The organism is Paenibacillus sp. P22, from assembly GCF_000469945.2.
In the GTDB taxonomy this organism is placed as follows: domain Bacteria; phylum Bacillota; class Bacilli; order Paenibacillales; family Paenibacillaceae; genus Paenibacillus_O; species Paenibacillus_O humicus.
This window is the reverse complement of record NZ_CBRA020000098.1, coordinates 16,492-34,693: the sequence shown is the minus strand read 5'-3', so window position 1 is coordinate 34,693 and position 18,202 is coordinate 16,492. Positions and strand designations below refer to the sequence as shown.

The 18,202-nt window shown below is 57.1% G+C and carries 16 protein-coding genes and 2 pseudogenes; 4 read left to right on the top strand and 14 right to left on the bottom strand.

Features of this window, described 5'->3' with window-relative positions; translation table 11 throughout:
• The 4 genes and pseudogenes from BN871_RS14785 to spoVT all read left to right on the top strand — a co-directional run.
• Positions 1–208, top strand: a 208-nt coding sequence (locus BN871_RS14785) for an anti-sigma-F factor Fin (protein WP_083436456.1), incomplete at its 5' end; no start/stop codon positions are given.
• 195 nt (positions 209–403) lie between these two features.
• Positions 404–3,936 (top strand): annotated as a pseudogene (gene mfd, locus BN871_RS14780) (transcription-repair coupling factor).
• Positions 3,937–4,074: 138 nt separating this feature from the next.
• Complete coding sequence (locus BN871_RS14775) at positions 4,075–5,154, top strand: peptidylprolyl isomerase (protein ID WP_021878506.1); 1,080 nt, start codon at positions 4,075–4,077, stop codon at positions 5,152–5,154.
• Between the two features lie 602 nt (positions 5,155–5,756).
• Positions 5,757–6,299 carry a stage V sporulation protein T gene (gene spoVT / locus BN871_RS14770; RefSeq protein ID WP_048746948.1) on the top strand — a complete coding sequence of 181 codons (543 nt, stop codon included), beginning with the start codon at positions 5,757–5,759 and terminating at the stop codon, positions 6,297–6,299.
• Positions 6,300–6,370: 71 nt separating this feature from the next.
• Here spoVT and BN871_RS14765 read toward each other — a convergent pair whose 3' ends face one another.
• From BN871_RS14765 to hisC, 14 genes and pseudogenes are all read right to left on the bottom strand, one after another.
• Positions 6,371–7,012 (bottom strand): DUF4397 domain-containing protein, encoded by a 642-nt coding sequence (locus BN871_RS14765; RefSeq protein ID WP_021878508.1) that lies wholly within the window; start codon positions 7,010–7,012, stop codon positions 6,371–6,373.
• A 559-nt stretch (positions 7,013–7,571) separates the two neighbouring features.
• A complete protein-coding gene (locus tag BN871_RS14760) occupies positions 7,572–8,450 on the bottom strand; it encodes a menaquinol-cytochrome c reductase cytochrome b/c subunit (protein WP_021877929.1) in 879 nt (292 codons plus the stop codon).
• A gap of 19 nt (positions 8,451–8,469) precedes the next feature.
• Positions 8,470–9,141 carry a menaquinol-cytochrome c reductase cytochrome b subunit gene (qcrB, locus tag BN871_RS14755; protein ID WP_048746929.1) on the bottom strand — a complete coding sequence of 224 codons (672 nt, stop codon included), beginning with the start codon at positions 9,139–9,141 and terminating at the stop codon, positions 8,470–8,472.
• A gap of 15 nt (positions 9,142–9,156) precedes the next feature.
• Positions 9,157–9,690, bottom strand: a complete 534-nt coding sequence (locus BN871_RS14750; protein WP_021877927.1) for a ubiquinol-cytochrome c reductase iron-sulfur subunit — start codon at positions 9,688–9,690, stop codon at positions 9,157–9,159.
• Between the two features lie 270 nt (positions 9,691–9,960).
• On the bottom strand, positions 9,961–10,365 hold the full coding sequence (locus BN871_RS14745; RefSeq protein ID WP_048746927.1) for a DUF2487 family protein: 405 nt from the start codon (positions 10,363–10,365) through the stop codon (positions 9,961–9,963).
• 217 nt (positions 10,366–10,582) lie between these two features.
• Positions 10,583–10,768 carry an IDEAL domain-containing protein gene (locus BN871_RS14740; protein ID WP_021877924.1) on the bottom strand — a complete coding sequence of 62 codons (186 nt, stop codon included), beginning with the start codon at positions 10,766–10,768 and terminating at the stop codon, positions 10,583–10,585.
• Positions 10,769–10,983: 215 nt separating this feature from the next.
• On the bottom strand, positions 10,984–12,204 hold the full coding sequence (locus BN871_RS14735) for a hypothetical protein (protein WP_048746926.1): 1,221 nt from the start codon (positions 12,202–12,204) through the stop codon (positions 10,984–10,986).
• Positions 12,205–12,330: 126 nt separating this feature from the next.
• A complete protein-coding gene (locus tag BN871_RS14730; RefSeq protein WP_307721776.1) occupies positions 12,331–12,915 on the bottom strand; it encodes a histidine phosphatase family protein in 585 nt (194 codons plus the stop codon).
• Positions 12,916–12,985: 70 nt separating this feature from the next.
• Positions 12,986–13,570 carry a hypothetical protein gene (locus BN871_RS14725; RefSeq protein WP_127506542.1) on the bottom strand — a complete coding sequence of 195 codons (585 nt, stop codon included), beginning with the start codon at positions 13,568–13,570 and terminating at the stop codon, positions 12,986–12,988.
• Positions 13,571–13,581: 11 nt separating this feature from the next.
• Positions 13,582–14,175 carry an RNA polymerase sigma factor gene (locus tag BN871_RS14720; RefSeq protein ID WP_048746923.1) on the bottom strand — a complete coding sequence of 198 codons (594 nt, stop codon included), beginning with the start codon at positions 14,173–14,175 and terminating at the stop codon, positions 13,582–13,584.
• A gap of 533 nt (positions 14,176–14,708) precedes the next feature.
• Positions 14,709–15,107 (bottom strand): DUF1801 domain-containing protein, encoded by a 399-nt coding sequence (locus BN871_RS14715; RefSeq protein ID WP_048746921.1) that lies wholly within the window; start codon positions 15,105–15,107, stop codon positions 14,709–14,711.
• Positions 15,108–15,324: 217 nt separating this feature from the next.
• A pseudogene (locus BN871_RS27755) lies at positions 15,325–15,652 on the bottom strand (IS1595 family transposase); the annotation flags it as partial.
• Between the two features lie 179 nt (positions 15,653–15,831).
• Positions 15,832–16,926, bottom strand: a complete 1,095-nt coding sequence (locus BN871_RS14705) for a prephenate dehydrogenase (protein WP_021877917.1) — start codon at positions 16,924–16,926, stop codon at positions 15,832–15,834.
• A 1-nt stretch (position 16,927) separates the two neighbouring features.
• Positions 16,928–18,025, bottom strand: coding sequence for a histidinol-phosphate transaminase (gene hisC, locus BN871_RS14700; RefSeq protein WP_021877916.1), 1,098 nt, complete (start codon positions 18,023–18,025; stop codon positions 16,928–16,930).
• Positions 18,026–18,202 lie beyond the last annotated feature (177 nt).

Below are 18,202 nucleotides of genomic sequence, written 5' to 3'. Positions count from 1 at the left end.
CTGCCGGACGCCGCTCGGCTCGATCTCCAGCGTGCAAGGAATTACGGAGAACAGGCTCGGCCTGCATTTCTTGACCCTCGAAGAACGCAGCGATATAATAGCGTATAACCCGGATGGCGATATGGTGGTAAAAATTGTCTGCGAATATTGCAGCGAGGCCGTCGCCCGGAATCCGGAACTGCTGCTGGTATCAAGCCCGCTGCAGTAGCAAGATGGACGACAAGCAGATTTTCGCGCTTCGCGTATAGCAAGAGCCTTGGCCTGAAGCTGAGGCTTCTTTGCGTGTTCAAGGCGGAGACTTCATTGGCCCCGAGCGGTATGGGGCCTTGTTGCTGTCCCTCGGGACAGATGCTCTATGCCTGCGCAGCGCACGGTTTTCATATGAAAAGGGGTGCCGCAGCCATTGAAAGCGTTACTTGAGGCTTTTGCCGCGGACCGGGACTTCCAGTCGGTCGTCTCCGGGTTCCGCAAAGGGATGAGGGAGCAGCTGATTTCAGGCTTGGCAGGCTCCTCCCGCCAGGTGCTGATGGCGGCTCTGCGCCGCGAATTCGATCAGCCGATCCTGGTCGTGACCCACAATATGTTCTCGGCGCAGAAAATCGCCGAGGACCTGCAGGAGCTCTGCAAGGACGATGAAGTCCTGCTCTATCCCGCGAACGAACTGGTCGCCGCCGAAGCCGCCGTCTCGAGTCCCGAGATGCTGGCCCAGCGCATGGATGTGCTCATCCGGCTGTCCAGAGGATTCCGCGGGATCGTTGTCGTTCCCTTCTCCGGCGTCCGCCGCTACTTGCCGCTCAAAGGCGTCATGGCGGAAGCCAGATCGAGGTCAAGGTCGGGGATACGCTGCCGCTGGAGCAGTTCCTTCAGCGCATGAACAGCCTCGGCTATGTCCGCGTGGACCGCGTGGAGAACCGGGGCGAGATGAGCGTCCGCGGCGGCATAGCGGACTTCTACCCGCTGACCTCTCCGGTCGCCGTGCGGATGGAATGGTTCGACGACGAGATCGACTCCATCCGCTCGTTCGATCCGGAAGGGCAGCGTTCCATAGACAAGATGAACGCCTATACCGTTCCTCCGTGCCAGGAGCTGATCGCGGACGAACGGCGCTTCGGCGCGGCCGCGCAGCATGGAGCGGAGCTGCTCGAGAAGCAGCTGGAGCGCATGACCGACCGTACGGCGAAGGAGCGGCTGCGCACGGAAATCGGATCGGAGCTGGAACGGCTGCGCCAGCACATCCATTTCCCCGAACTTTATAAATACATCGCTTTGCTCTACCCCGAGCGCCAGACGCTCTTCGACTATATGCCGGAGGATACGCTGCTCGTGCTCGACGAGCCGACGAGGCTGATCGAGACGGGCCGCCAGCTGGAGCGCGACGAGGCGGAGTGGCAGGCTCACCTGCTCTCGAACGGCAAGTCGCTGCCGGGCATCCAGCTGGCCCGCGAGGCGGACGAGGTGCTGCACAACCGCAAGTTCCCGGCCCTCTTCCTTTCGTTGTTCCTGCGCCAGATTCCGCATACCCAGCCGCAGAACATCCTGAACTTCATGTGCCGCAGCATGCAAAACTTCCACGGGCAGATGAACGTGCTGAAGGCCGAGATGGAGCGCTGGAAAAAAGCCGGCGCGAGCGTGCTCATGCTGGCCGGCGGCAGCGAGCGGATCGAGCGCCTGCGCCGGGTGCTCGGCGATTACGACATCGAGCCGCCTGCCATACTGGAAGGCGGCCTGCAGAGCGGCTTCGAGCTCCCGGGCTCGCATCTGGTCGTCATTACGGAAGGCGAGCTGTTCTCGCAGAAATCCCGCAAAACCCGCCGCGTGGACAAGAATATCGACAATGCCGAGCGGATCAAGAGCTACACGGAGCTCAAGGTCGGCGACTATGTCGTCCACCAGAATCATGGCATCGGCAAATACATGGGCATCGGAACGCTTGAGATCGGCGGCATCCACAAGGACTACATGCATATCATGTATGCCGGCGGCGACAAGCTCTCCGTGCCGATCGACCAGATCGACCTCATCCAGAAATACGTCGGATCCGAGGAGAAGGAGCCGAAGGTCTATAAGCTCGGCGGCAACGAATGGACACGGGTCAAGAACAAGGTCCGCAGCTCCGTCAAGGATATCGCCGACGATCTCATCAAGCTGTACGCCCAGCGCCAGGAAGCCAAGGGCTTCGGCTTCGGGCAGGACACGGCCTACCAGAACGAGTTCGAGGCGATGTTCCCGTACGACGAGACGCCCGACCAGCTGCGCGCCATCCGCGAGATCAAGAAGGATATGGAGCTGCAGCGGCCGATGGACCGGCTGCTGTGCGGCGACGTCGGCTACGGCAAGACCGAGGTTGCGGTCCGCGCCGCCTTCAAGGCCGCCATCGAAGGCAAGCAGGTCGCCGTGCTCGTGCCGACGACGATCCTTGCCCAGCAGCACTACGAGACGTTCCGGGAGCGGTTCGCCGACTTTCCGTTCAACGTTCAGGTGCTCAGCCGCTTCCGCTCCCGCAAGGAGCAGACGGACACGATGAAAGGGCTCAAGGCCGGAACGGTCGACGTCGTCATCGGCACGCATCGCCTGCTGTCGCAGGATATCGTGTTCAAGGACCTTGGACTGCTCATCGTCGACGAGGAGCAGCGGTTCGGCGTATCGCATAAGGAGAAGCTCAAGCGGCTCAAGACCAATGTCGACGTGCTGACGCTGACGGCGACTCCGATACCGCGGACGCTGCATATGTCCATGCTCGGCGTGCGCGATCTGTCCGTCATCGAGACGCCGCCGGAGAACCGGTTCCCGGTGCAGACGTACGTCGTCGAGTACAATACGGCGCTCGTTCGCGAGGCGATCGAGCGCGAGCTGGCCCGCGGCGGGCAGGTGTACTACCTGTACAACCGGGTCCAAGGCATCTATCAGATGGCGGAGCTGCTCTCCTCGCTCGTGCCGGAAGCGCGGGTGGCGGTGGGCCACGGGCAGATGTCGGAGCAGGAGCTGGAGAAGACGATTCTCGACTTCCTGGACGGGGAGTCGGATGTTCTGGTAAGCACGAGCATCATCGAGACCGGCGTCGACATTCCGAATGTCAACACGCTCATCGTCCATGACGCGGACAAAATGGGCCTGTCCCAGCTGTACCAGCTGCGGGGACGGGTCGGCCGCTCCAACCGGATCGCCTACGCGTACTTTACCTACCAGCGCGACAAGGTGCTGACGGAGGTCGCCGAGAAGAGGCTCCAGTCGATCAAGGAGTTCACGGAGCTCGGCTCCGGCTTCAAGATCGCCATGCGGGACCTTGCCATCCGCGGTGCGGGCAACCTGCTCGGGGCGGAGCAGCACGGCTTCATCGCCTCGGTCGGCTTCGATCTGTACTCGCAGATGCTGGCCGACGAGATCGCCCGCCGCAAGAAGGAAATGTACGGGGAGGAAGAGGAGACGGAGAAGCCTGTCAGCACCGTCATCGACCTCAGCCTGGATGCTTACCTGCCTTCGGATTATATTTACGACAGCATCCAGAAGATCGAAATCTACAAGAAGGTCGCTTCCCTGTCCTCGCTGGACGATGCCGAAGACCTGCGCGAGGAGCTTACCGACCGCTTCGGCGATTTGCCGCAGGCGGTGGATACGCTGCTCGACGTGGCGAGGCTGAAAATCTACGGCTCGTTGTACGGCATCGAGTCGGTGAGCGGCAAGGGCGACGAATGGACGCTCAAGTTCGCGGCACGCGCGGCGCAGCGGATCGATATCCGGGCGATTGACAAGCTGTGCCTCGACTTCGAGAACCGGTTCAAGCGCGGCGGCGCCAAGGACGCGGTGACGGAGCTGGCGCTGCGTGGCAAGGGACTCGGCAGCGAGGAGCGTCTCGCGCTCACGCTGACCTTCCTGGAGTCAATGAAGGAAGCGGTGAAGCCGGCGGCGCAGCTGGAGAAATCGGCAGGGGGCAAATAAGTCCCCTGTCCGGGAGACAAGAGCTCGTTGCAATGGACTTTTGTCCGGCCGTGCAGACCGCAAAACCGCTTACATGGCATAGATGGAAAACATCTGGTACACTGGAAACAAGCCTGAAAAGACCGAGAGGAGAACGTTATGCATATTTCGAGCAAGCGCCCTGCCTGGGGACGCAGCCTGCTGCTGATTCTTGCGGCCGTCCTGGCCGTGTCGCTGGCAGCATGCGGCAAGAAGGACAATGGGGAATCCGGCTCCAAGGATTCCGGGAAGACGATCGCCGAGTACAAGGGCGGCACGGTTACGGAAAAGGAATTCACCACGTTCACGAACGTGCTCAAGGTCATCAACCCGCAAATGGAGCCATACCTCGGAATGGCCGAATACAAAAATATGCTGCTCGACCAGTATATCGGGTACCACATCGTCTATAACGACGCCTCCAAGGAAGCAAAGGACAAAGCGACCAAGGACGCGGATACCGAATATGGCAAGATCGAGGAAGCCGTTACGAAGGACAAGCTCGACGAAGAGCTCAAGACCAACAGCATCACCTCGACCGACGTGAAGGATTTCATCCGCCTCTCTATCGGCGTCTCCGAAGCGATGGCAGCCAAGGTTACGGATGAAGACGTGACGAAATACTTCAATGACAACAAGCAAAGCCTGATCAAGGTCGACGTGCGCCACGTTCTGGTCGGCTTCCAGGATTCCGCCGGCAAGGAACGTTCCAAGGAAGACGCTCTGAAGCGCGCCAAGGAAGCCAAGGCGAAGCTTGAAGCTGCAGGCGCGGACTGGAATGCCCTCGCCAAGGAATACTCCGATGATCCCGGCTCCAGCAGCACCGGAGGCCTGTACTCCAATGCCGATCCTTCCACCTATGTAGAGGCATTCAAAAAAGCTTGCCTGGAGCAGAAGGTCGGCGTCGTAGGCGAACCTGTGGAGACCGAATACGGCTACCACGTCATCAAGGTCGAGAAGCGCGACGAGCCGACGCTGGAAAACTCCAAGCAGACGATCAAGGAAACGATCGGCCAGACCAAGCTGAACGACTACATGCAGAATGAGGTTCCAAAGCTGATCACGAAGAAGGAGGAATTCAAGGATCCGTCCCCAAGCCCGGCAGCCAGCCCTGCTGCGAGCCCGGCGGCCAACTCCGGCGCCGAGAACGGTGCGGCTACGAATTCCTCCGACGCGGCAGCGAACAACGGCTCCAAGTAAGGATCTCTGACCCATGGCTACACCCGCGCGCGGCTTCCGCATGCGGGTGTTTTTTTGCCTTAAGGAAAGGAAGAGCACCCATGCAGATGCGGCTAGGAAGAGGTTCTCCATCCCATCGAAATACTTGGTAATACTATGTATGATTTGGAAATCGGCGCTGCCGAAGAGAAGCCGGGACAGATTTGAGGCGGCTCCTTTACCCGATTGAGCCCATAAGGCATAAGGGAAACTCAAGTGCAGCTGCACGTACGCACTCCCTTTTCCGCCGCTCTGAATAGAGCTCCTGCTCGCCTGGGGCGGGACGGGCGGCTGGAGAATTTGGGAGTACGGGGAAGCCGGACTGGGCAAAATAAGTCGGCAAGCCGAATTCAGGCGGGCGGCCTCAGGCAGCTGCAGGCGGGATTTCGAACCCCGCCCGGCCTAGCTCCCGCGGAGGCTCGGACCGGCCGGGCCTGCATAAGAATTTGGGAGCGGATGAATACTATGGTCAGATTCGAAGGTATATGCCTGACAAGGATCAGCTCCTGTTTCCGCATAAAAGAAGCAAACGCCAGCGTCCAGTCGACTTTACTACTCTTCAAGGAAAGTGGGGCAACATGACAATGAAAGCAACTGGAATCGTGCGCCGGATCGATGATCTGGGCCGTGTCGTTATCCCGAAGGAAATCCGCCGTACGCTTCGCATCCGCGAAGGAGACCCGCTGGAGATATTTGTCGATCGCGACGGGGAAGTCATCCTCAAGAAGTACTCCCCGATCGGCGAGCTGGGCGACTTCGCCAAGGAATATGCGGAATCGCTCAGCGAAAGCACCGGACACATCACCCTGATCACGGACCGGGATACGGTCATCGCCATCGCGGGAGCTTCCAAGAAGGAATATATGGACAAGCCGGTCGGTCCCCTGCTGGAAACGGCGATGGACAACCGCAAAACGGCGGTGGAAACGGCAAGCGGCGAATACGAGGTCGTCAAAAACGGTCCCGAAACTTATTCTTCCTTCGTGGCGGCCCCGATCATCGCCGGCGGGGATCCCATCGGCACGGTCGTTCTGCTCAGCAAGGACGATTCCGTCAAAATGGCTCAGATGGAAATCAAGATGTCGGAAACCGCAGCCGGCTTCCTGGCCAAGCAAATGGAACAGTAGCATCCAGCAGGACAAGCTTCCTTCGGCCACCCCCGATCGGGAGCTTGTTTTTTTGCATTCGAATGAAGCGTTCAAGATCCGTCCGCCAGCACGATCAAGCCGCTGTCGCCCGTAAAGAGAAGGGTCGCGGCCTGGGCGGGAGAGAGCGTGATCGACTGCGGGGAGAGCAGCGTCCGAAGCGATCCTGCCTCGCACAGCTCCAGCTCGAGCTCGGCCGGGCTCAGCGTGATGTAGGAGGAAGACGAGCCGTAAGACACACGCCGGAACAGCGTGCCTCCATCCCGAATCATAAGGTCTGCAGGGGCTCGGCCGTCAGCCAGGTGGAGCAGCCGAATCCGGGCGCGGTCGGCAGATGTCTCCCGCTCATCCTCGAACAGGAGAAGCTTCCCGTCGCCGGCTACAGCCGCCGTCATCCAGGCTCCGCTGCGCAAGTCGAGCTCGGCTGCGGCGACAGGGGATCGGGATTGCTCCTCCTGAATGGAGAGCGGGCAACGGCCCGGACGGACTTCAAGATAGGAGGATGCCTCCAGATAATCGAGCGGCCGAACCGTCGTTCCGAGGTGGAATTCAAGCTTCTCCTTGCCGGTATGGGCATGGAGAAGCCGGATATAAGCGGGCGGGAGATCGGATGAATCGGGCCGGTCGGGAGCGGCATGGAGCTCGCCGCCTTCGGTCTGCGGTTCTCTGGGAATAGGGCTCCCCGAATTCGACATATAGGGGCTATTCGTCGAACTGCCATAAGCAGAGGCCGAAGAGGCCGGCGATCCTCCTGCAGCCGCCTCAGCGGACTTCTGCGGGGCTGGTCCGGCCGCCCATTCGGGCATGGGTGAAGCTGCGCCAGCGGGCCAGAAGCTTGGGGAGGGGTAGCCGTAGCTGCCCGGATAACCCGCCGATGCGGAGAGCCCTTGGAAGCCGGAGGGAGCCGGAAAGCCTGGGAGAGAGTGGGAGAGCCCGGCTTCCTCGGAACTCCAATGCGGCGCGGCCGCCGGGTAAGGCAGAACGGCATTTCCGTGCTGCCCATGCGGGGCGGGATAGCCATAGGGATTGGGATTGGAATTGGCGCCTGCGTATCCGGGCCAGCCGGGGGAGGCGTCGTAGTTCGCGGATCCGGGGTAGGCCGCGGCCGGGTGCCAGGCTTGCGGGCCGTCCGGAGCAATGCGACCGGCAAAAACGAGCTGACTATCGATGCGCCAAGCATATTGAAAAAAGACGGTATTCTCAAGCCTTCAAATGGCTTGGACGATACGTCCGGGAACGATCAGGCTGGTTGTCTTATTGAGCCGCTTTTTGCTTGGCGAGCCAAGTGGTGAGCGTATCGATCTCTTCCGCGGAAAGAGTGTCCTTGAAGGCCGGCATGCCGCCCTTGCCGTTGGTGACGATTTCCGTCAGCTGCGCTTTGTCCAGCAGATCGCCGACGCCGTGCAGGGATGGAATCTTCGCTCCGGCTTGGCCCTTGAGGTCCGTGCCGTGGCAAGTCATGCATTTGGCCTTTTCCATGATCGTCTTCACGCCGGCGTTGTCGGCATCGACGAGAGCGACGTCCTCCTTCGGCTTCGTTGCCGAAGGCGGTTCTTCGCCGGAAGCGGCCGCTTCGCGGGCTTTTTCCTCGCGCTCGATATGCTCCGGCACCGTATTGGTGATCTCGAGCTCATGCTGGTAGTGATCCCAGCTGACCTTGGTCAGATAGTAGCACGACACCAGCGACAAGAGCATGAGAGTCGTTGCGATCGGACGGCGGTAGAAGCGGCGCTCCTTGCCCGTATCCAGGAACGGGGCGAGCAGCAGCGAGCCGAAAGCGACGCCCGGTACGCCCATAACGCCTAGCGGTACGTACGATCCCGATACCCAAGGATACTTGAGCAGCTGGTACAGGAACAGGAAGTACCAGTCCGGCATCGGAATGAACGCCGAGTTGGTCGGGTCCGCCGGATAACCGAGCGGTGGCGGCTCTGCGATCGTAAGCACGAGGAATCCGACGAGCACGACGCAGCCGACCATCCATTCCTTCAGCAGGAAGTTCGGTATAAAGGCTTCCGAACGTCCCGGGAAGGAAGTGTAGTCCGGCGGGATGCTGTTGACGGTTTCGCGCTTGCGAACACGGGAGTCGCCGACATAAACGACTTTTTCGTTTGAATTGTTGCCGTGCGCCATGTGAGTCCCTCCTCTACCGTTATAGAGGACCCGCGATGCCTTGCTTGCGGATCATCAAGAAGTGCGCAGCCAGCAGAGCCAGCAGGGCGCCTGGAAGGAAGAACACGTGAATCGCGAAGAACCTGGTCAGCGTAGTCGCTCCGACGATGTCTCCTCCCTGCAGGAAGACTTTGATGTACTCCCCGATATAAGGCACCGAATCGGCGATCTGAATGCCGACCTTGGTTGCGAAGTACGCTTTGTTATCCCAAGGAAGCAGGTAACCGGTGAAGCCGAGTCCAAGCATGATGAAGAAGATCAGCATGCCGACAACCCAGTTCATCTCGCGCGGAGCCTTGTAGGATCCGGTGAAGAAGACGCGAAGCGTATGTAGGAACATCATGACAATAACGAGACTGGCTCCCCAGTGGTGCATGCCGCGCACGATCGAGCCGAACGGCACCTTGTGCTGAAGATAGTCCACGCTCGCGTAAGCGTTGATAATATCCGGTACGTAGTACATGGTGAGGAACATGCCGGACAGTATCTGGATAACGGTAATGAAGAACGTCAATCCTCCGAAACAATAAACGAAGGCTGAAAAGTGATGCGCGGGATTGACATGCTCCGGCACCTCATGGTCCGCAACATCCCTCCACAGGGGCGTCACGTCAAGACGTTCGTCGATCCAGTTGTATACGCTTTTAAACATCTGAATTAACGCCTCCTAAACCCTTGTGTTCGGAACGATATCGCCCAGGTAAACAAAGCCGTTCTCGATCTTGATCTGATACTCGTCAAGAGGAGCCGGCGCTACAGACAGGTTTTTGCCGTCTACGGTGTAGTGGGCGCCGTGGCAAGGGCACACATATTCGTTGTTTTTCTCGGTGTTCCAGCCGATCGTGCAGCCCAAGTGCTTGCAGATCGGAGAAAGCGCGAAAATCTTGCCGTTGTCGTCCTTCATAATCCATGCGGCCTGCTCGGGATCGCTTACATACCACCCGTCGACTTGATGGATTTTGAACTTGAACTCCGTCGGCTCGCCGACCTTCACTTTGCTCTCTTCCACAACCTTGACGAAGCTGCCTGCGGAGCGTTTCTCCAGCAGCGGATCAACGGCGAACCGGATCATGGGCAGGACGGCTCCGCCGGCCATGAATGCGCTGGCTCCTCCGAGGGTGTAAGCCAAAAACTGCCTTCTCGACATTTCCTTGCGCTTCACGGGAGCGTGTGCGGATTCTTGATTTTCGTGAGTACTCATCTGTTCAACCCCCTTTGCAACCATATCGGATGCCTTGTCCGCCAGACATTCCGTGTCGAACCAAGCAATTCCTATCATACTTTAGACGTTTGGGAGCGTCAAGAATTTGGAAGTTCATTGTTCAAAAATCGCTCCCATCTTTGTTGCTAATTTGTCACATTTGAGGGCGATCGCACGGGGCGAGTTTACAATCATTCCCTGACAAATGGTTTCCCCTTCGCGGAAAGAAATTATGCATCCCATTCGTCGCGGAAGCTTCATTCCGCATCCTCAGGCTTTCCATAATTCCCGGATCCGCAAGGAGATGTCGGAAGGCCCCGGCAGCGCTCCGCTGTCGTCCGGTCCAAGCGCCAGATCCGCCTCCTCCAGCCCCGACAGGTCGACCGCGGCCGATGCGGCGATGACATAGCGGAAGCCTCCGCTTTTGACTTTCCTGATCAGCTCGTCCAATTCGGACAATTCATGGCCGAAGCGGTACTGCACCGCCGGATAAGAAATGATTCTGCCCTTGAACGGAATTTCCGCCGCGTCAAGCAGATCGCGCAGCTTCTCGAGCGCCTCGGCCGCCTGCCAAGGAGATTCCGTGCCGGATAGGCCGGTTACCGGAAGCAGGCAAGTATCCATGTACGGCTGCAGCTCGGGCCAGCGCTGACGTTCAATTTCGCTGAATTTCATGCTGTTCCACTTCCTTTGTTATTTTCGCCTTCCTTATGTTACCTTGAAGGGACTCTTTTGCCAACATCCTCAGCCTGCCGGATTCTTACGCTGCGCTTCATGGTTCCATTCCCCGGCAGCAGCCGGCATGCGGGTCGAGGCCCGTCCGTCGCGGCAAAAAAAGACAGCCTCCGGCCAGCCGCGGAAGCGGCCGGACCGAAGGCCGACATGAAGCAACTCAGCGGCGGAGAGCGTTCCACTCTTCGGACAGCTTCTGGAAGCGATCCCTGTCTCCGGTTTCGAGCGCATCGTTTATGGCTGCATAGATTTTGGCTCTGCGAAATTTAAGCAAGGCTTCATCCAGGATCATTTCAGCTGTCAGACCCAGCATGACTTCATAGTTCGCTTTCAATTTGTCCATCATAGGATACACCTCCGTATCGAATCATCCGTGCACCTATACAAGCTCTCTCCCAGATCTTCATGATGCCCGCTGCTAGTTTCCTTTCAGGTAGAGCGTACAGATGTAGAGACTGCCCGCAGCCATTCTTCTGCTATCATTCTATTCCGCCTTACTTCGGCAGGAAGATTACAGAAGCCCGGCCCCAATCAAATGTGCGGCAGCCCGAGTGCGACTTGCTAGAGTATGGTGCCGCCGCCCGCTTCGACATGCAGCACGTCCTGATGCTCCACATGGACGCCGGCCACGACCGCGCTTCCCAGCTTGGTCATCCTCACGACGGTGCCCAGCTTCTCGTCCTCCCCGATCCGCAGCATGCCCAGATGCAGAAGCATCATGAGAATCCGCTTGTCGATCACGGAATCGGCCGTATCGTAGTAATAAGGCTTGATGAAGGGAAGCAGGACGGCGCGGAGCGAATCCGCCGTCACCCAGCGGTCCGCCAAATCGTCGATCCAATGGGCGAGGGACAGAAGATTCGGGACTGCGCCCTTATACAGCCGGAGCCAGAAGCGATAGAGCTGTTCGGCAGTCGCCGCGCGCCTGTCCAGCAGCGCCTCGGTTCCCCTCTCCGACAAGACGAGCACATCCTCATCTTCCACGAGCCACTTATTATAGAAGCAATAGTCATAGACCAGCGAGAATCGTTCGGGATATTCCCGGAACCGGCGCCCGTATCCGAAGCGGAAAGCCGCTTTGGCCGGGGGCTCCTCCTGCACGCCGAAGCTCTCCATGATCTGCATGACTGTGCGCCTGTGCATATATCCGTCTCTCGTCAGCGGCACTTCGTGATGGCGGACATAAGAGAGCAAGGCATGCACATCCTCGCCGAGCAGCTCTTGTTCATCCCGGTACACGGAAGGCTCGCCCGCATAGACGAGGCTCTCGCGGAAGCGACGTCTCAGCGTATCGCGGAATTTCACCTTCAGATCTTTCGGAATTTGAAACAGATAACGCTCCGGGCCGCTGATTCCGTTGAACAGCCAGCCTTGCTGCTTGAAACGGGAGATGATTTCCCTTGGACCCGATTCAGGCACGGGCTGAGCCTTGCCCTTGCGGCGGTTTTTCGGGACGCTGTCCGCATGCGGACGCTTCGTTTCCGCTATCCGCGACACGGCAGCCGCCTCATCGTCTTGAAGCTTGCTCGATTGCACCCGCGCGATCAACTCTTCCAGGCTGAACAATTCCCTTTTGTCGAATAGCAGAGAGTTGATGAAGCGCAAATCTTCCAAACGCATGCTGCCCACCTGAGCCTCGAAAACTTCCCTTGATCCCACCTTGGAAAGGATCGACTGAATCAGCTCGTTTTTGGAATGTCCGTTGCACTCGCATTGGTATACGTCCGCTATCCGGCTGAGCTGGGCGATATCGGCGTAACCCAGCATATCCGCGAAGTTCATTCTCTCTTCCCTCCTGCCATTTGCTAGTACCATTATGGGAAGATCCTCGACGTTTAAGACATGGCGGGAACGAAAAAAAACCTTCGCCGAAAGGCGAAGGTGACGTATAACCGGACTCGACTCGGCTCAGCTCTCGAGGTGGAGGGTGCAATTATGAAGCAGCGGCGTCCACTTGCTACCGTCGAACTCAAGAATGGAATAGGACATGTTGTTGAGATAGGTTTGGCTGAGTCCGTCGCAGAGAACTTCCAGCAGTTGGGCCAGGTAGCTTCCGTGCGTAACGACGAGCAGCCTGGAATCAGGGTACTGCTCCTCCATGCGGGCGACGAAGGCTTGGCCACGCTCCTGCACGCGTTCATCCGACTCGATGCCCGCATCTGGATGGGTCCGCCACATCGCTCCCCAACGCTCGATTCTTTCCGCTTCCTTTGTCCCCTCTACAAGACCGAAGCTGCGCTCCGTCAGAAGCGGTTCCGGCTCGAGCAGCGGAATGTCCAGCTTCTCGGCGATGACTACCCCGGTTTCCCGCGCACGGACCAAAGGACTGGTCACGACTCCATCCCATATGTCGCCGTCCCTGAGCAGCCTGTCCGCAAGCCTTCCGGCCTGATCCCGCCCTTCCCCGTTCAGCGGTATGTCCGTAATGCCTTGAATTCGTCCCTCTGCATTCCAATCCGTCTTCCCATGACGGATCAGCCCCAGCTTCATCATCTTGTCCATTCTCTCCTTCGTTCTGAACCTAAAAATCCGGCCGCAAATGCAGCCGGAAACGGTCTTACCCTTATTTGCGAATTCGCGAAAGCCAATTCAGCATGAACAAAATCAGTACCAGCCCCAGCATGGACAAGATGATCCAATATTGCGGCGTTGTCGGCACGATATTGAGTATGAACGGATCGCTGACCTGGGCTACGGGAGTGTCGGCAGAAAAGCTCGCCTTGAACATCGTGCCCGATGAGGCGCTTGCGGTCTCCATCAATCCGGTCTGGGTAGCCGTTTCCGAATCCGCGTCGCCGCGGCTTAACAGCACGTATAACAAGCTGGTCGTAAACATCGCCAGGCAAGCTGCCACAGCAGCCGAAACCCGGTTGTTCAAATGCCTGCCCAGCGGATGAAACAGTCGCGGCTTGGGATTGTACCCGTCTTCCGCATAAATTCGATCCATAACCTGTCGGTTGACTGACTCAGCGGATTCCCAGGAAGCAGCTTCGTCTTCCTCCGCGAGCTGCCTGATCAGCAGCTCGCTTTCCTCCCACAAGCGGAAATCTTCCTTGCAAGCTATGCAATGCTTCAAATGCAGGTCGACGGACAGCTTTAAAGGGTCGCCTTCGGGGAGATCCCAGTAAAGGCCGAGCGCCTCCTGCACTTCATCGCATTTCATCGCAGCTTCATCCCTTCGAAATCTTCGCTCGCAACCTCTTCGAAGTAAGGCTCCAGCTGCATCTTCACGCTGCTTCTGGCGCGGAAGAGCAAGGATTTGACCGAGCTGACCGTGCCTCCAAGAATATCAGCGATTTCCTGATAATCCAATCCATCATATTCTCTCAGCACAAGCGCGGAACGCTGCTTCTCGGGCAAGGTGCGGATCGCATCTCTCACGAGCGACATGCGCTCCCCCTGAAGGATCTGCTGCTCTGGAGCGGCTTCCTCCGGCGCTGCCGGCATCAGCCCGCTCTCTTCGAGAGGGATATGTATGCTGCGCTGCTTGCGCAGCTCGCTGAGCACCGTATTGCGCGCGATGGTGTACAGCCAGGTGGAAAATTGGGCATCCACCTCACGGAAGGAGCTCAGGCTTCGATAGGCCTTGTAGAAGGTTTCGGAGCACAGGTCCTCCGCGGCAAGCTCCATCTTGGAGCTCCGCAGCATATGAAGGATGAAAGACATGATCTTGCGCTGGTAACGCCTCATTAATTCGGAGTAGAGCTCAATATTTCCGTCTTTGATTTGCCGGATAAGTTCGGAATCAAGCATGACAGGCGGTAGTACCTCCTCACCTGCAAATATTCCGTTCCGGTTAAACAATTGTACCGGAGCGGCTGCAGAAAGTTGCGCTGTCTGAAGAAAAAAAAGTTCGAAGCCTCTTATGAGTATTTCGGAACGGCGGATCTCATTCTGTATAGATTCCAATTCGATAAGGAATTTCATAATCCTGCCGCCTTCGACAAGAATCATTACCCAATAATTGGATGGCCCAAAACTCACTGTATTGTAGCATGGGCTCGGAGGTAATATCGGAAAATGAGGAAAGTTTAAGAAAAACAAAAAGCCGCCTTAATAAAAGGCGGCCCGCACAAGACGTGCGATGGAGTTGGATAGGAGTGGAGAGAAACCATACTGTAGTGCTAGTATAATGTATCCGTTTTCAATTTGTCAATAAGCGTTTTCATTTTTTTATTATGGAGGCTATGTTCATTAACATAGTTGATTTTCAGCCAAAATATTGCCTTAATAAACCGCCCTTTACAGGGTCTATCGCACCAATAGTTCAGCGCCGTCCATGCTTGTTATAACGTTACGTCTACCCACCTTCTGACCACTTCTTTTAGGAGCTCTCTTTTAACTTCGACATCTTTTATATCGGTAAACTTTATTGTGGCTCTGTCATTTGTTACCCATTCCATTAGTCCTTGGACATCTTCGAAGTAACGCTTCACGTTTATGCTTTCTTTTGCTTTGGCTCCTCGGTGAAGCACAAGTCTAAAAAAGCCATTTCCATGAAGGTTGAAGGTTATTCTATCATCATCATGAAAACAGAAACTCGGTGCATTCCATTTCACATGTTCGGAAAGCTCCCTATCCGTACCTAAGACGATCCTACGGACCTCTTCAATTTCCCTTTTCAATGGATGTACAAGATTCTGTAAATATTCTTCGACTTGTCGTTCGCCTGGAAGCTTCGCCATTTTGATCACTCCTATGCACATTTAATTGCTCAGTACTAATTTTGGACTTTGAACCATTTTCAACCTACGATATGGTCAATTTAATTTCGATTCCAAATGCTCCAGGTACTTTGTTGCCACTCCGTTGTATCTTTTACAGAAAACAGGCATGAGGACACCAACAGGTTTTTCTTAGTTCGACGCTGTGTTCTCATACTCCTTGCTGTCGAGATGGCGAACGGCCACGGGCAACGAGAACCCATGCTTGGTCATTATTAATCCCACGATATTTGGCTTTCCCACCACGTTTACGTGGCTGGCGTTCTGCAATATTCCGCTTGCCCTTTTCCGAATACAGAAATTTCAACGATACCTTGAAATACTTCGGTCGGAATCTGCTTCAGAGCCGCGAGAATCTTATGCCGCCAGTAAACCAAGGTGACATGCGCGACTTCACCGTTCAATTGTTCTGCACATTTTCTCAGAGAAAATCCCTCAATCATACATTCAATCAAACGAACCCAAATATGAGGTCTCCTTGTTCGTTGAAGTGGGGTACGTGATATTACCCTCATTTCAGAACATTGGTTCGCATCTATCCAATATCAACAACAAAGATTAACATAGCCATTTTGGAAGAGAAAAATAGACTTTTTGCAGATTGATCCTTTGGATAGGAGGGCTGACGGCTAGCCCTGCAACATACAAAAAAAAAAGATCCCGGGAGCCGGGATCTTCCATCCAATCAGAACTTGACGGTATATTCGAATTGCTCCAGCACGTCGACGGCTTGATCCAGATCGCCCTGCGTGCGGAAGCTGAGCCTGAGCACGCCCGGCACATCCTCGCGGCTTTCGATGATCTGCAGGTTGCTGAGGTTGATCCTGCGGTTGCCAAGCTCCGTGGCGATCTTGCCGATGATGCCGGGATGATCCGGCACGTCCATGTAGCATTCATAGACGGATTGCAGCACGCCTCGGCGCCTCTCCGGCAGCGAATCGCGGAACTCGCCCGCGCTTCGGAACGCTTCGCTGACAGCCTCCCCGTCCCCTTCCCTCAGAATATCGGCGAAACGGCTCATCTCGCCTTTCCATTCGTCGAGCAGGTCGAGCACGACATCGCGATTGTCCAGCAGAATATCTCTCCATACGGTCGGATCGCTCGATGCAATCCGCGTAATGTCCCGGAATCCTCCTGCCGCCAGCATGGCGTACATGCCGGAATCCTCGTTCCGCTTCTGCACCTGGTTGACCAGGGCGACTGCGATCAGATGCGGCAGATGGCTGATCGCTCCGACGATGCGGTCATGCTGGACGGGGTCCATCGACACGACTCGCGCGTTCGTCAAGGCAAGCAGGCTGCCGAGCCTCGCGACAGCTTCCTCCGGCACGGCAGGATGAGGAGTGAGGATATAAAAGGCATTTTCGAACAAATGCCTTGAAGCGGCCTCGACTCCCGCTCTCTCGGAGCCCGCCATCGGATGGCCGCCGATGAACAAGGCGCGTCCCAGATCGCATTGCGACGCCGCATCCATGATGCCGGCCTTCGTGCTCCCCACATCGGTGATGATGCAGCCCGGCTTGAGCGGCAGCCTGCCGAGCTGGGCGAGATAGCCGCCGATCAAGCCCACCGGCACGCACAGAAAGATGAAGTCGGCTCCCTGGACGGCCGTCTCCAGCGAAGTCGTCGCTTCATCCACGACATGAAGCTTCAAGTATTTGTCTGCGGATTCCTGCCTGTAGGAATATCCTGTGACATGGAATCCTTCCATTCCTTTGAAGCAAAGGGCAAGAGAGCCGCCGATGAGGCCGGCTCCGATAACTGCGATTCTAGTATCCAACTTACCCGAGCACCGCCGCTTCTCTCAGAACCTGTTCCAGAGCCGCGATCAGCTTGCGGTTGTCCTCCGCCTTGCCGATGGAAATCCGCAGCCAGTTCGGCGACTTCGGCCAGTTGGCCCTAGTAATGAAGCCTTTGCGGAGCAGGGCGTCGAAAGCATCCTTGGAAGGAATCCGCACATCGACGAAGATAAAGTTCGCCTGAGTCGGGAAATACTTCAGTCCAAGACGGTCGAATTCCCCTTGCAGGTAATCGCGCTCGCGGATGTTTTTCTCGCGGCAGCCGTCGACGAAGGCCTGGTCGGCAAGCGCCGCCCTCGCTGCAGCCTGGGCGACACGGGCCGTATTGAACGGCTCCCGCACCAGGTTGATGCTGTTGATGACCGAAGGATGGGCGATTCCGTACCCGATCCTCAGCGCCGCGAGTCCATAGATTTTGGAGAAGGTGCGGAGCGAGATCAGGTTGTCGAAGCGCTTCAGCAGCTCGAGGCTGTCGTGGTAGTCCACATCGTCGACGAAATGGCAGTATGCTTCGTCCAGCACGACAAGCACGTCGCTGCGGATGCTGTTCATTAAGGAGGACAGCTCCTCCTGCGTCACGATCGCGCCCGTCGGATTGTTCGGCGAGCAGATCCAGACCACCTTCGTCTTGTCCGTTACGGCTGCCAGCATCGCGGGAAGATCATGCCTGCCTTCGACGAGCGGAATCTCGATGATGACGGCATTCTCCACGACGGCGTTATGGCGGTATTGGGAGAACGTCTCGCTGGCCATGATCGTCTCGTCTCCCGGCTCCAGGAAGGAGCGCGCGATCATAAGAATGATCTCGTCCGCTCCATTGCCCCAGATCAGCTGCTCCGGCTGCACGCCAAGATTGGCGGCCATGGCCGCCGTCAGCTCGATGCTGGCTCCGTCGGGATAGATGCTGTTGTTCTCGATCTCGGCGATGATGGCCTGACGGGCCAGCGGCGAGCTGCCGTACGGGTTCTCGTTGGAGGCGAGCTTGATGACTTCATCCAGTCCAAGCTCCCTCTTGACGTCCTCCACCGGCTTGCCGGGCTGGTAGACGGGCAGATGTAAGATGTTGCGCTTTGCTTGCATAGGATCGTCACCTCAATGATTGATTTCCGCCTGGGTGTTGCGTTATGGCATCTATTGTCTCACAGATGGCGGAAAGATGGAAGCACTTTAAAGCGTTGCACTATCAGAAAGAGCATCGGCCTCCCGAAGGAAGCCGATGCTCACGGCGAAGCAAGTCAGGCATGGCTGCCGAGCAGG

Coding starts and splice junctions, on each gene's coding strand:
- BN871_RS14740 (WP_021877924.1), bottom strand. CDS start 10,768: ATGATGGACAAATTGAAAGCGAACTATGAAGTCATGCTGGGTCTGACA.
- BN871_RS14715 (WP_048746921.1), bottom strand. CDS start 15,107: ATGGCGAAGCTTCCAGGCGAACGACAAGTCGAAGAATATTTACAGAAT.
- BN871_RS14765 (WP_021878508.1), bottom strand. CDS start 7,012: ATGTCGAATTCGGGGAGCCCTATTCCCAGAGAACCGCAGACCGAAGGC.
- BN871_RS14720 (WP_048746923.1), bottom strand. CDS start 14,175: ATGCTTGATTCCGAACTTATCCGGCAAATCAAAGACGGAAATATTGAG.
- BN871_RS14750 (WP_021877927.1), bottom strand. CDS start 9,690: ATGAGTACTCACGAAAATCAAGAATCCGCACACGCTCCCGTGAAGCGC.
- BN871_RS14735 (WP_048746926.1), bottom strand. CDS start 12,204: ATGAACTTCGCGGATATGCTGGGTTACGCCGATATCGCCCAGCTCAGC.
- BN871_RS14775 (WP_021878506.1), top strand. CDS start 4,075: ATGCATATTTCGAGCAAGCGCCCTGCCTGGGGACGCAGCCTGCTGCTG.
- qcrB (WP_048746929.1), bottom strand. CDS start 9,141: ATGTTTAAAAGCGTATACAACTGGATCGACGAACGTCTTGACGTGACG.
- hisC (WP_021877916.1), bottom strand. CDS start 18,025: ATGCAAGCAAAGCGCAACATCTTACATCTGCCCGTCTACCAGCCCGGC.
- BN871_RS14760 (WP_021877929.1), bottom strand. CDS start 8,450: ATGGCGCACGGCAACAATTCAAACGAAAAAGTCGTTTATGTCGGCGAC.
- spoVT (WP_048746948.1), top strand. CDS start 5,757: ATGAAAGCAACTGGAATCGTGCGCCGGATCGATGATCTGGGCCGTGTC.
- BN871_RS14745 (WP_048746927.1), bottom strand. CDS start 10,365: ATGAAATTCAGCGAAATTGAACGTCAGCGCTGGCCCGAGCTGCAGCCG.
- BN871_RS14730 (WP_307721776.1), bottom strand. CDS start 12,915: ATGATGAAGCTGGGGCTGATCCGTCATGGGAAGACGGATTGGAATGCA.